Origin of the sequence: Yoonia sediminilitoris, from assembly GCF_003058085.1 — a bacterium.
In the GTDB taxonomy this organism is placed as follows: domain Bacteria; phylum Pseudomonadota; class Alphaproteobacteria; order Rhodobacterales; family Rhodobacteraceae; genus Yoonia; species Yoonia sediminilitoris.
The window spans coordinates 34,118-46,660 of sequence record NZ_QBUD01000002.1; the positions used below are offsets into that span (position 1 = coordinate 34,118).

Here is a 12,543-nt window from a genome sequence, read left to right on the forward strand (position 1 = left end):
AAAACCGTCGGCAAACCGAGACAACCCACCCCCGCAGAATTGTAAATGTATTCTATCGCATACAGAACAACAGGAACGCATCTATCTGGAATAATTCACTATTTATGAAAAAAAATTTACTAAGTTTGGTGAATACTTGCAAACTATCGCGTGCTGCAAAAATAAATAACGAGCAGCAACAACAGCTTGTATGTTTCCGGATTTTCAACCGATGTGCCTGTTAGCGCACAACAAAAACATCGCACTTTCTTAGAGCCAAAGGTCATGAGAACATGATTTGATGGTTGATCAGCGCCGCAAAGCCGCAAGCTTTCACTGATCGGGGCGTGACCTGACGATTCGATTGTTCCTGCGTCCGCCGCGCTTGGGGCGGCCCAAAAGGGGCAAATCTGTCAGGACTGGCAAAACCTTCGCTGTCATGACCCGCTGGGGTCGCGACATCAGCGCGTTACAGCGTGTCCCGATATGTCGGGATCAGATCGCCCTTTGCCGGGGTCGCGGCATAGACCCCCCGCGCGATCGCACGGCTCAGGCAGACGGCGGCAGCGGCCCCTATGTCAGCAAAGGCGGCATGGTCAACCTCGCCTTGTGTCGTTGAGACACCGAACACCAGATCACCATCAAGCGGGCTATGGGCAGGTACAACCGCGCGCGCCATTCCGTCATGGGCGGTCACGGCCAGCCGATGGCATTGGGTTTTGGTGAGCGGCGCATCGGTCGCAACAATCGCGATGGTTGTGTTTGCCCCTTCAGCGGCGTGCAGCATCATCGCCTCTGCCTTGCGGCTGATCTGCGGCGACACATGACCTGACATGGGATCAGGGCCCGCGCCGCCAAACTCGCCATCAATCTCGAATGGTGCCGCCCAGAAATGCCTGTCACCGGGCGTTGTTACGCTGCCCAGCGCGTTCACCACCACGAGGGCCCCCACGGTTGTGCCGTTTGGCAAGACAACTGACGCCGACCCCAAGCCGCCCTTTTGCATGGCGGCCAAGGCGCCTGTCCCGGCCCCTGCTGTCCCGATGGTGAAATCAACGCCTGCATCATCAAGGGCGGCGCGCCCCAATGCGCGGTAAGGGTTTTCGTCCCAATCCTTGGCCCCGCCATTGATCAGGTCAAAGATGATCGCGCCGGGCACGATCGGGATATGCATCGGTCCGACCGGAAACCCCCGCCCCATTGCGCGCAGCCCGTCCATGACGCCCGAACAGGCATCCAGTCCAAAGGCGGACCCGCCCGACAGCACAAGCGCGTCCACCTTCTGCACCGTCTTGTCAGGGGCCAACAGATCGGTTTCCTTGGTCCCCGGCCCACCGCCCATCACGTGCACGCTGGCCGTGAACGGTGCGTCACCCACCAAAACTGTGCTTCCGGTCTTGATATGATCATCCTGCGCATTGCCAACCCGCAGGCCAGCCACATCGGTAATCAGATTGCGCGGTCCCGGCTTATATGCAGCGACCACCGTCCACCTCCATCGCGACACCGGTAATCATGCTGGCCTCGTCCGAGCATAGAAAGCACGCGGCGTTGCCCATATCCTGGGGCGTGGAAAAGCGACCCAGAGGGATTGTCGACAAGAACTTGGCGCGGACCTCGGGTGTATCCTCGCCCATGAATGACTTCAGCAACGGGGTCTCTCCTGCGACGGGGTTCAACGCGTTGACGCGAATGCCGTTGGGGGCCAATTCGACCGCCATCGCCTTAGTCGCCGTGATCATCCAGCCTTTGGAGGCATTGTACCAGTTCAACCGGGGCCGGGGCGACACACCTGCGGTCGAGGCAATGTTCAGGATGGCCCCTGTTCCCCGCGCTTTGAATTGCGGGACGAACGCCCGCGCAGCCAGATAGACCGACTTCATGTTGACCCGGAAAACACGGTCGAAATCATCTTCGCTTACGTCCTCCATTGCGGCGGGCAAATGGGTGACGCCGGCGTTGTTCACAAGAATATCGAGATGACCATAAGTCGCCAGAAGCGCCTCTTTCATCGCCTGCATACTGTCTGCGTTGCCCACGTCGCAGGTCTGTGCGGTGCCCCCGATTTCAGCTGCGATGGCTACGGCTGCATCACCGTTGATATCGGCCACCATGACCTTCGCGCCCTCACTCGCGAATTTGCGGGCGATGCCCGCGCCAAAGCCCGAACCACCGCCTGTGACGATGGCTACCTTGTCTTTCAGTCTCATTTCCTCACCCATGCCATGCTGCAACAGTCTTGAGGGTTGAAAATCCGTAAAGCGCTTCAAACCCTTTTTCGCGTCCGTGTCCCGATTTGCCGACCCCGCCAAAGGGCAGTTCCACACCCCCGCCAGCGCCGTAGTTATTGATGAAAACCTGCCCTGATTTCAGCGCTTTGGCCAGCCGCATCTGGCGGCCACCGTCGCGGGTCCAGATGGATGCCACCAGCCCATAATCGGTGCCATTTGCGATTTGCAGGGCCTCCGTTTCAGTTTCAAACGGGATAATCACCTGCACAGGGCCAAAGATTTCGTCGCGGGCCAGCACATGGTCGGGCGGCACGTCCGCAAACAGAGTCGGAGCGACATAGTGCCCGGCGGCATCCGTCACGATTTCTCCCTGCGAAACCATGTTCAGGTCAGCCCCTTTCTCCAGATACCCTGTGACAATCTCTTTTTGACGGGCTGAAATGAGCGGCCCAACGGCCAGATCATCCATCGCAGGGCCAACTTTCAAGGCGCGGTAGGCGTCTGCCATGCGGTCAAGCACCTGATCATAGACGCCGCGCTGCACAAGAATGCGGCTGGAGGCAGAGCATGTCTGCCCCGCGTTCTGGATACCCGCATTGACCAGGAACGGCAGGGCGCGGTCCAGATCGGCATCATCAAACACGAGTTGGGGGGATTTCCCGCCCAGTTCCAGCGTGACAGGGATGACGTTGCGGGCCGCAGCGGCCTGAATCAATGCGCCAGTGCGCACAGACCCGGTGAATGACATGTGCGCGATACCGGGATGGTTCGCCAGCGCGGCACCCGCCTCTGCGCCCAAGCCAGTGACAACATTCAGCGCACCGGGGGGCAGGCCCGCATCGGTGGCAATGGCAGCAAAGGCAAGCGCCGTCAGGCAGGCCTCCTCGGCTGGCTTCAACACGCAGGCATTGCCCATGGCCAACGCAGCCCCGATTGAGCGGCCAATGATCTGCATCGGGTAGTTCCACGGGATAATATGGCCGGTCACACCATGGGGTTCGCGCAAGGTATAAACGGTGTAGCCATCCAGATAGGGGATCGTCTCGCCCATGATCTTGTCGGCAGCACCGCCATAAAATTCCAGATAGCGAGCAAGCGCCACAGCATCGGCGCGGGCCTGGGTCAGCGGCTTGCCGACATCCGTCGCCTCGATCTGCGCAAGGGTCTCGACATGCTCCAAGACTGCCAGTCCGATGTTGGTCAGGATGCGGCCACGCTCCAGCGCCGTCATCGCGCCCCAGTCGCCATCCAGTGCTGCCTGTGCTGCTGTAACCCCGGCGTCGATATCATCGGCCGTGCCCCGGGCGATCGTTGTGATCTGGGCGCAGGTCGACGGGTCCGTGACTTGGATCGCGGCCTTGCCGCGAATCCAAGTCCCCCCGATCAAATGGTGCGCAGGTGGTATATCAAACGGTTTCAGGGGCATGGGTAATATCCGGCAGTTGTGGGGCGGCGGCAATCAAGCTCTTGGTATAGGGGTGTTGCGGGTTGTTGAATACATCCTCTGTTGGACCCTGTTCGACAATCCGGCCCGCCTGCATCACAAGCACGCGGTCGGTCACGGTCCGCACCACCGATAGATCATGGCTGATGAAAAGATAGCCAAGCGGGCGTTTGCGGCAAAGGTCGGCAATCAGGTCCAGCACTTGCGCGCGGACAGACACATCCAGCGCGGAAACGGCTTCATCAAAGATAATCAACTCCGGTTCCACGATCAGCGCACGTGCGATCGCAATGCGCTGCCGCTGCCCGCCAGAGAATTCATGAATATATTTGCGCCCATCCGATGGTGACAGACCGACATCGGCAAGAGCCTTGGTGATCGCCGCATCACGCGCGGGCCCGGTCGGGGGCCTTTCAAGCAGATGAAACGGTTCCGTGATCAGCCTGTCCACCCGGTGGCGGGGGTTAAAACTGCTGTAGGGGTCCTGAAACACGACCTGCATCTTGCGCCGCACAGTCAAATTCGGATGTCGACCCGTGAACACCGGCTGCCCGTCCAACATAATCTGGCCGCCCTGCACATCTTCCAGCCCCAGAATAGCGCGGGTCAGGGTGGATTTACCGCAACCGCTTTCGCCGACCAGACCCACACGTTCGCCATGCTCCACCTCAAAACTGATATCATGCAAAGCCCGAAATCGGGGGCGCGGGCCAAGCAGTTTTTCGCGGGGCATCGGGTAGTCGCGGTCAACGTTTGCAACGCGCAACAACGGCGCAGCCGGCGCCCTGTCAGGAAGATCGACCTGATGGGTCGATGCGGCAAACAGGGACTTGGTGTATGGGTGGCGCATCTCAGCCAGCAATGTCTGTGTTGGGGCCGCCTCGACCACGCGGCCCTTTTGCATCACCACGATCCGGTCAGCGATGTCGGCAACAACGGCCAGATCGTGCGTGATGATCAACAGCCCCATGTCAAAGGCGCTGACCAACTCTCTCAGCAGCGCCAGAATACGGGCCTGCGTGGTCACATCCAGCGCTGTGGTCGGTTCATCTGCAATCAGCAGTTTGGGGCGCAGTGCAATCGCCATCGCAATCACAACCCGCTGCCGCTGTCCGCCGGACAATTCGTGCGGATAACGGTCAGGCGGCACGGTCAGGCCGACCCTTTGCAAGACCTCAGCCGCCTGACGGTGCGCCTCTCTGCGGGGCATGTTGCGATGAACCAGCAGCGTTTCGGCTACCTGCGCACCAATGGTCTGCACCGGATTCAGGGCGGTCATCGGCTCCTGAAAGACCATGCCCATGCTGTTGCCACGCATCTGGCACAGGGCGGGTTCGGGCGTTGTCAGAATATCGATGCCATCCAGCATCACGGTGCCCTGCGTCTGTGCCCCGCGTGGCAGCAGGCCCATCGTTGCAAGCGCTGTCATGGATTTCCCCGACCCGCTTTCGCCTGTAATGGCGACGATCTCTCCCGCCTGCACCGACAGGTTGATGCCATGCAGAATTTCCGCTTGGCCAATCTGCACCGATAGATCTTTGATGGCGAGAAGGCTCATACGCGGGCCACCCGAATGCGCGGGTCAAGCCAGTCGCGCAGCCCGTCCCCCAGCAGGTTCAGCCCCAGCACCATCAACAGTATGGCAAAACCGGGCACAAGTGCCGTGTGCGGCGCAATGCTGACAAGTGTTTGCGCATCCGCCAGCATCCGTCCCCAACTGGCCGTGGGCGGCTGCGCACCCAGCCCGATGTAGGACAGGGCCGCCTCTGCCAGAATACCTAGACTGAACTGGATCGTCCCCTGCACGATCATCAGGTTGGTGATGTTGGGCAGGATATGTTCGACCGAAATGCGTGCCGCTGACTTGCCACAAACGCGGGCAGCCAGAATGAAGTCGCGTTCCCACAGCGGCAGCGCCGCGCCGCGCGTCAGACGGGCAAAGACCGGCACGTTGAAAATCCCAATTGCGATGATTGCATTGACCGCAGAGGCGCCGAAAACCGCAGTGATCAGGATCGCAATCACCAGCGACGGAAAGGCAAACACGAGGTCATTGCCCCGCATGATCAGCTCATCCAACAGGGACCCGTGCCGCGCGGCAGCCAGCAGGCCCAATGGTACACCGACCGCCATGCCAATCCCCACGGCCAGCAAAGCCACGGCAATCGACGTGCGTGCGCCCATCATGATCATCGACAGGATATCGCGCCCAAAATGATCGGTGCCCAGCCAATGTGCGCCGCTGGGCGGTTTCAGCTTGTTCGGGATATTGAGTGTTTCAATGTCAAAGGGTGTCCAGATGAACGACAGCGCCGCCAACACAACAAAAACGACCGACAGCGCCGCCCCGATGATCAGACCGCGGCTCATGCTTTGCGCCGCAAGCGCGGGTCAACGGCGGCATAGGCGAGGTCAACAAGGAAATTCACCACGATCACGGTGAAAACCAACAGCATCACCACGCTTTCCACGACAATCAGGTCGCGGGCCGAAATCGACTGAAAGATCAGGCGGCCAAGGCCGGGCAGGAAAAACACCTGTTCGATGATAATCCCGCCCGCCAGCAGAAAGGAAAATTGCAGACCGATGATTGTCAGCACAGGGATCAGCGCGTTGCGGACTGCGTGCCGCCACAGGGCCTGCCTGCGCGACAGACCTTTGGCGCGGACGGTGCGGATGAAATCCTCGCCCAGCATATCCAGCAGGGATGACCGCATCACCCGCGCAAGGATTGCCGCTTGCGGCAGGGCAAGAGCGATAGCGGGCAGGGTCAGCGCCTTGAGCGCCTGCATCGGATTGTCCCAGCCGGGAAAGCCGCCCGCGCTGAACCAGCGCAGATTGATGGCAAAGATCAACACAAGGATCATCGCGAACCAGAAATTGGGGATAGCCACACCCAGTTGCGTCGCCCCCATGATGGTCACGTCACCTGCGCTGCCACGCCTGCTGGCCGCATAAATCCCCGCCGGAAAGGCAATCAGCGTGGACAAAATCAACGCATAGATGGCCAGCGGCAGTGAAACCCAAATGCGGTCGCTGACCAGCTCTGCCACCGGTGTCTTGTAGGTCCATGAGTTGCCAAAATCGCCCGTCAGCAGGCCCGTCACCCATGCAAAATAACGCACTGGTAACGGCTGATCGAGCCCCATTTCAGCCCGCAGCGCCGCCAGCGTGTCAGCGCGGGCATTCACGCCCAGCATGAAGGAGGCCGGATCGCCGGGAATGACTTCGATCACGGCAAATATCACGATGGACGCGACGACAAGGCTTAACACAAGCGACAGAAAACGGCCCAGCACATAGCGGATCATCGCGGATGCCTGACCATCACAATACCCCGCCGCGCACCGCACCAAGACCGAAAGATCTGCGCAATCCTGTCCCCCCTCAGCAGGGACCGCGCCGGGCGGCCCCATCCATGGTTACTCGGCCCAGCTGACAACAGTCAGATCAACCGCAGCCGTAGGCTGGTTGACCCAAAGCCCCTGCACGCCCGCCTTGGCGACCGTCGCCACAGCCAGTTCGAACAGGTAGCCGTTCACGTAGTCTTCCGAGATGATCGTCTGGGCCTTTGCCAACAGATCACTGCGTCCGGCAGGGTCTGTCGTGGCGTTCAACTCTTCCATGAGCGCCTGAAAATCAGGATTGTCATATTGGAAGTAATAGTCGGGATTGGCGTAGATCCCGATATCCATGGGTTCGGTGTGGCTGACGATAGAAAGGCCAAAGTCCTTGCCCTTGAACACTTCCTCAATCCACTGTGCCCATTCCAGATTGCTGATTTCCGCTTGAATCCCGACCTCGCGCAGCTGGCTTGCGATAATCTCACCGCCGCGGCGGGCATAGGATGGGGGCGGCAGTTTCAGGGTTGTGGTGAAACCATCGGCAAAGCCTGCTTCGGCCAGCAATTCCTTGGCTTTGGCTGGATCATAGGGCGAGTTTGCCAACAGATCCACATAGTCGGGGTTATGTGGGGCAAAGTGGGTGCCAATCGGCGTGCCCAGCCCGAACATGGCCCCGTCGATGATCGCCTGCCTGTCGATGGCATGGGCCACAGCCTGCCTTACAAGTTTGTTGTCAAAAGGCGGCATCTTGTTGTTGGTAGAGAGGATTGTCTCACCCTCTGTATTGCCGACAAGCACCTGAAAACGGGGGTCCGCCTCGAATTGTGGCAGGTTTTCGGGGGCGGGGAAGCCCACAAAGACATCCACATCTTCGGCCATGACGGCCGCGAAAGCCGCCGTCGGGTCGGAAATGAAGCGGAATGTCGCATTTTCCAGCGCGGGGGCGTCGCCCCAGTAATTTTCGTTGCGCGCCAGTTCCAGCCTGTCACCCTGTACCCAGTCGGCAAAGGTGAATGCGCCGGTCCCGACGGGGTTGGAGGCGATATCTTCAATGCTTTCAGGGGCCACAATGACCGCATCACCCCACGCCATGTTGAACAGGAACATGCCGTTGGGGCCATCCAGCGTGACCTGAACGGTCAACGGGTCAATCACGGTCACATCCGTGATGCCCGCGAACAGACCCTTCTGGGCGTTTGTGCTGTCGTCTGCGCGGGCGCGGTCAAGGCTGAATTTCACATCCTCAGCGTCCATTGTGGTGCCGTCGTGAAAGTTCACGCCGTCGTGCAGCTTGAAGGTATAGACCGTGCCATCATCGGAAATTTCCCAGCTTTCGGCCAGTCCGGGCACAACTGACCCGTCCCCTTCGAAGCGTGTCAACCCTTCGAATACATTGGAATAAAGGACCGAGTCGATCGCTTGTGCTGCCCCGCCTGTCGGGTCAAGGTTCGGGGGTTCCAACTGGATTGCGACAGTTATGTCTGTCTGGGCCGACGCAAGACCTGCGGTCAGTGCCAGTGCGCCAGCAGTCAAAAGCGGCTTGATGGCTTTCATTGGTTTCTCCCTGTTTGTTTGGCCCGTTCTGCATTGCAGACGTGCTTTGCGGCATAGCTTGCACGGATATTGCATGATCTTCAACGCCTTCATGCATTGGCTCTTGTTTGGCATGGTCTCAATTTTCTCATCGTTGGCGGACAAGAATGGGCTAAGCTCGGTCAGAATCGTGCGCCTTTGGTGGGCGTGCAGAAAGAAATTTATTTTTTTACGGGAGGATTAGAATGACTCAAAACCCTATCATGTTTGGTTTAGGGGGCACGGTTTTTGGTGCGGCGATTGCAGCCTTGGCGATGAGCCAGGGGGGCGACCTGAGAAAGCTTGAACAAGAAATGCTGGCGATGGCTGACAGCAATAGCGCACTTGCCGCTGAAGTGGCGAGCCTGTCAGAGCAGGTTGGCAACGTCGAAGCAAGCCTTGCGACAGTGACAGAGGCGAATGCCGGACTGGGCGACACAATGACGACGGCGATGGCGGACCTTTCCAGCGCAGTCGCCGACAGCCTGTCGCAGACAGCAGCCGAACAGGCCGACGCGCTGGCCGCTGGGTTAGACGAAATGCGCACTATGGCGGCGACCGCAGGTGCGGCACCTGCCGTAGCCCCGACCGTGTCAGAAGCCCCCGCCACGGCAGCACCCGTCATGTCTGATCCGCCCGCCGAAGGCAGCCCCGGCATTGGCGAGACGGTGACCTTGGCGGACGGTGCAGTGCGGGTCTTTGTGTCGCGGGTGACTGATGTCAGTGCGCGGGTGGCGGCGAATGGGCTGGATATGATCAGCCTGTCTGTGGGTCAGTCGCGCGGTGTGCAAACCGCCAATGCCTATTGCCGTGTCACGCTGGACGCGGTGGGCGACCGCCAAGCAGGTTTGTCAGCCCTTTGCGGCGATGATCTGCCGCCACCCTCCGGTAGCAAGATCGGCGAAACGATCCAGCTGGCTGATGGTGCTATTCGTGTATTCGTATCCCGTCTGGCCCCGGATGAAAGCCATGCAATTCTGGCGATCAACGGATTGGACACCACATCGCTTGGCTTCGGAGAGGTCGCAACGATCGAAGCAGAAGGCACCACCTGCGCCATAATGGTTGATAGCATCGACCGTGGCACCGTGCAGTTGACCGAAAGCTGTAGCTGACAGTCAACCAAAGGGTAAGGTGCGGAAACGCGCGGGCATTGACCAAACCCGCCAGATTTTCCGCACCTGATCAGCCGACAAAAGAGGGCCAAGCCCGATTATTGCCTTCTGGTAGTCATCCGCGTTTTAGGTGTTGATCCACCCGCGGTAGTGCGTATCGGCTGCTGCTTGCATACCAAGACGGGTTCCGATTTTCGCATAGCCGAGGCAACACGCGCGTGAGAAATGTATGAGGAACACGTAGTCCTGAAATACGGTGATGCAGGAATAACGTGCGGGGCAACGTGCGATCACGAAGCCCTCCGACGAAGCACCCGAACTTGCGTCAGGCCAGATCGGCAGGTTTTTCAACCCGATCATCCTCCAGAACGAGAAGGCCATTGAGGGGCGTGGCGACCACTGTACCCACGTGGCGCAGGTGCGGCTGACAGGACATCGCCATTCGGCCTGCCCTGCCGCCACCAGCCGTGACGGTGACGAAGGGTCAGCGGGAGCGATGGCATCAGGCAGGGCGCGCGCAGAATATGCGCGGCTTGCGGCAGGTTGGGCGTCAGCAAGGTGGCCAAGGGCAAGCGCGGCGCCAGCAGGGTTTCGGCTGCGTCGGGCCACAGCAGGGGCGTGCCGCCTCTGGCAATCATCAACGGATCAGGAATTATGGGGGCGGTATTCTTTAGATCAAAGGCGGCACAGCACGGCGTCAAGTAATCGTTGTGCAATCGGTGGCAACTGGCGATGACGGGCTTGCAGCACAAGAAAGGACGGCACGATGATGTCCTCCCGCGTGTCAAGGATCGTCAGTTCGGATGCCGCACGGGTGGTGAGTTGCGCGACCTCGCAGGTTTGTGGCGCGATGGCGTCCGACCTTGTCAGGATGCTCAGCGCGACCAGCAAGGATGAACTGTTGGTGACCTTCGCGGGTGTTTGCAGGCTATTGGACAGAAAGGCGTTTTCCATTGCCGTCCGGATCGGCGAGCCGGGTTCCTGAATGACGAATTCGTACGGCAAGGTTTCAGCCAGTGATATCTTGCGTCCGGCAAGCGGATGCGTCCTGCGAGCGAGCAGGCAAATCTGCTCCGTCCTGCCGGGAAATGCGTGAAAGGCGCGGACTTCGTTGCCGCTGGTGATGCGGGCCAGAACGAAATCAAAGCGGCCTTCCTCAAGTCCGCGGATCAGGGTGACAGAAGGGGCGACTTCGATGGTCGGGTGGATGTCGGGCAGATCCGCGCGGACCTCCATCAGCGCAGGCACCAGTGCGCCGACGGCGGGTCCGGTCACGGCCCCAACACGCACAGCACCCGCCATCCCTCCGCGCAACTGGTCGATCTCGTTGGTCAGCGCGTCCACTTCAGCAAGAATGACCTGCGCATGGCGCACAAAGGCTGCGCCAATCGGGGTTGGCGCCATGCCATGCGGCAGGCGTTCGAAAAGCGCGCCGCCTGCATCGCTTTCGATCTCGGACAACAGACGCGAAGCGGCGGGTTGCGACATCCCGACCTGTTCGGCGGCCAGTTGCAGTTTACCGCTGTCATGGATGGCGCGGATCAGTTTCAGGTGGGACGGCTTCAGCCGTTGGATGAGGGACAGGCTCACGACGCGACATACCATTTTTGTTATGCACAACGACCATATTTGCATTGGATTGGTATATCAAGCCAGTCTACCAATCATGCTTAGGCTGCGCCGGAGGGTTGAGCGCTTGCTTCAGGAGGAGGAAAAAATGACATTGAAATCCATTCTCGTCAGCACTGCGCTGGCGACGACGCTTGCCACGGGTGCCGTTGCGGAAGGTCTTGTCGGCATTGCGATGCCCACCAAATCATCTGCGCGCTGGATCTCGGACGGTGAATCGATGGTCGAGCAGTTCGAAGCCGCAGGTTACGAGACGATTCTGCAATATGCAGAGGACGACATCCCTAACCAGCTGGCACAGATCGAGAACATGATCACGAATGGCGTCGATGCGCTGGTGATTGCGGCCATTGACGGCACGACACTTTCGAATGCGCTTGAGAACGCGCATTTCGCCGGGATCGAAGTCATAGCCTATGACCGCCTGATCCGCGACAGCGAATACGTCAGCTACTATGCGACCTTTGATAACTTCAAGGTTGGTGTGCAGCAGGCCGAGACGCTTGTTTCCGGCCTTGAAGAGCGTTTCCCCGATGCAGAAACATGGAACGTGGAACTGTTCGGCGGCTCGCCCGACGATAACAATGCATATTTCTTCTACGATGGCGCAATGTCGGTTTTGCAGCCGCTGATCGACAGCGGCAAGGTGAATGTCGTGTCAGGCCAGATGGGTATGGACACGGTCGGCACCCTGCGTTGGGACGGCGCGGTTGCACAGGCCCGTATGGATAACCTTTTGTCGGCGCATTACACGGACGCACAGGTGCACGGCGTTCTTTCACCCTACGATGGTCTGTCCATCGGTATCCTGTCCTCACTCAAGGGTGTGGGCTATGGATCGGGCGATACCGCGATGCCAATCGTTACCGGTCAGGATGCCGAAATCCCATCGGTCAAGTCGATACTTGCCGGTGAGCAATATGCGACGATCTTCAAGGATACCCGCGAACTGGCACGGGTGACCGTGGGCATGGTCGAGGCCGTGCTGGAAGGCGGCGAGCCCGAGATCAACAACACCGAAACCTACGATAACGGTGTAATCGTTGTACCCTCTTACCTGCTGGAACCACTGAAGGTCACCGGCGACAACTGGGAAGAGCGCCTGATCGACACAGGCTACTACACGATGGACAAGATCCGGTAAGCGCACGATCCACGCGTGACCCGATCGTCACTGGACTGGCGGAGCGGGCCTGCATTGTCGCAGGGCCGGTCCGCCGCCACCATCT

10 protein-coding genes and 1 pseudogene are annotated in these 12,543 nt (G+C 59.5%); 2 read left to right on the forward strand and 9 right to left on the reverse strand.

Annotated elements, in window-relative coordinates; all coding sequences use genetic code 11:
- Nucleotides 1-448: 448 nt before the first annotated feature.
- The 7 genes from C8N45_RS05265 to C8N45_RS05295 all read right to left on the reverse strand — a co-directional run bounded on the left by C8N45_RS05265 (nucleotide 449) and on the right by C8N45_RS05295 (nucleotide 8,552).
- Entirely contained in the window at nucleotides 449-1,465 is a 1,017-nt protein-coding gene (locus C8N45_RS05265; protein WP_108385212.1) for a P1 family peptidase, read from the reverse strand.
- Nucleotides 1,449-2,189 carry a glucose 1-dehydrogenase gene (locus C8N45_RS05270; protein WP_108385728.1) on the reverse strand — a complete coding sequence of 247 codons (741 nt, stop codon included), beginning with the start codon at nucleotides 2,187-2,189 and terminating at the stop codon, nucleotides 1,449-1,451. The genes C8N45_RS05265 and C8N45_RS05270 overlap by 17 nt, the downstream gene beginning before the upstream one ends.
- A 4-nt stretch (nucleotides 2,190-2,193) precedes the next feature.
- Nucleotides 2,194-3,636: an aldehyde dehydrogenase family protein gene (locus tag C8N45_RS05275; protein WP_108385213.1), complete on the reverse strand. Its 1,443-nt coding sequence runs from the start codon at nucleotides 3,634-3,636 to the stop codon at nucleotides 2,194-2,196.
- A complete protein-coding gene (locus tag C8N45_RS05280) occupies nucleotides 3,617-5,212 on the reverse strand; it encodes an ABC transporter ATP-binding protein (RefSeq protein ID WP_108385214.1) in 1,596 nt (531 codons plus the stop codon). The genes C8N45_RS05275 and C8N45_RS05280 overlap by 20 nt, the downstream gene beginning before the upstream one ends.
- On the reverse strand, nucleotides 5,209-6,024 hold the full coding sequence (locus C8N45_RS05285) for an ABC transporter permease (RefSeq protein WP_108385215.1): 816 nt from the start codon (nucleotides 6,022-6,024) through the stop codon (nucleotides 5,209-5,211). The genes C8N45_RS05280 and C8N45_RS05285 overlap by 4 nt, the downstream gene beginning before the upstream one ends.
- Complete coding sequence (locus tag C8N45_RS05290) at nucleotides 6,021-6,965, reverse strand: ABC transporter permease (protein WP_108385729.1); 945 nt, start codon at nucleotides 6,963-6,965, stop codon at nucleotides 6,021-6,023. The genes C8N45_RS05285 and C8N45_RS05290 overlap by 4 nt, the downstream gene beginning before the upstream one ends.
- A 111-nt stretch (nucleotides 6,966-7,076) precedes the next feature.
- Entirely contained in the window at nucleotides 7,077-8,552 is a 1,476-nt protein-coding gene (locus C8N45_RS05295) for an ABC transporter substrate-binding protein (protein ID WP_108385216.1), read from the reverse strand.
- A gap of 224 nt (nucleotides 8,553-8,776) precedes the next feature.
- On the opposite strand from C8N45_RS05295, the gene C8N45_RS05300 reads away from it, so the two are divergent.
- On the forward strand, nucleotides 8,777-9,685 hold the full coding sequence (locus C8N45_RS05300) for a hypothetical protein (protein ID WP_108385217.1): 909 nt from the start codon (nucleotides 8,777-8,779) through the stop codon (nucleotides 9,683-9,685).
- Between the two features lie 527 nt (nucleotides 9,686-10,212).
- Here C8N45_RS05300 and C8N45_RS23880 read toward each other — a convergent pair.
- Together C8N45_RS23880 and C8N45_RS05315 are read right to left on the reverse strand one after the other, a co-directional pair.
- Nucleotides 10,213-10,473 (reverse strand): annotated as a pseudogene (locus tag C8N45_RS23880) (bifunctional hydroxymethylpyrimidine kinase/phosphomethylpyrimidine kinase); the annotation flags it as partial.
- A complete protein-coding gene (locus tag C8N45_RS05315; RefSeq protein WP_245882561.1) occupies nucleotides 10,361-11,275 on the reverse strand; it encodes a LysR family transcriptional regulator in 915 nt (304 codons plus the stop codon). The pseudogene C8N45_RS23880 and the gene C8N45_RS05315, both read right to left, overlap by 113 nt.
- Before the next feature lie 127 nt (nucleotides 11,276-11,402).
- Here C8N45_RS05315 and chvE point away from each other — a divergent pair, with 127 nt between their 5' ends.
- A complete protein-coding gene (gene chvE, locus C8N45_RS05320; RefSeq protein ID WP_108385730.1) occupies nucleotides 11,403-12,458 on the forward strand; it encodes a multiple monosaccharide ABC transporter substrate-binding protein in 1,056 nt (351 codons plus the stop codon).
- Nucleotides 12,459-12,543: the final 85 nt, after the last annotated feature.

Excerpts from the sequence above, each read along its gene's own strand:
- C8N45_RS05290 (WP_108385729.1), bottom strand. The coding sequence starts at position 6,965 with ATGATCCGCTATGTGCTGGGCCGTTTTCTGTCGCTTGTGTTAAGCCTT.
- C8N45_RS05300 (WP_108385217.1), top strand. The coding sequence starts at position 8,777 with ATGACTCAAAACCCTATCATGTTTGGTTTAGGGGGCACGGTTTTTGGT.
- chvE (WP_108385730.1), top strand. The coding sequence starts at position 11,403 with ATGACATTGAAATCCATTCTCGTCAGCACTGCGCTGGCGACGACGCTT.
- C8N45_RS05280 (WP_108385214.1), bottom strand. The coding sequence starts at position 5,212 with ATGAGCCTTCTCGCCATCAAAGATCTATCGGTGCAGATTGGCCAAGCG.
- C8N45_RS05285 (WP_108385215.1), bottom strand. The coding sequence starts at position 6,024 with ATGAGCCGCGGTCTGATCATCGGGGCGGCGCTGTCGGTCGTTTTTGTT.
- C8N45_RS05275 (WP_108385213.1), bottom strand. The coding sequence starts at position 3,636 with ATGCCCCTGAAACCGTTTGATATACCACCTGCGCACCATTTGATCGGG.
- C8N45_RS05270 (WP_108385728.1), bottom strand. The coding sequence starts at position 2,189 with ATGAGACTGAAAGACAAGGTAGCCATCGTCACAGGCGGTGGTTCGGGC.
- C8N45_RS05295 (WP_108385216.1), bottom strand. The coding sequence starts at position 8,552 with ATGAAAGCCATCAAGCCGCTTTTGACTGCTGGCGCACTGGCACTGACC.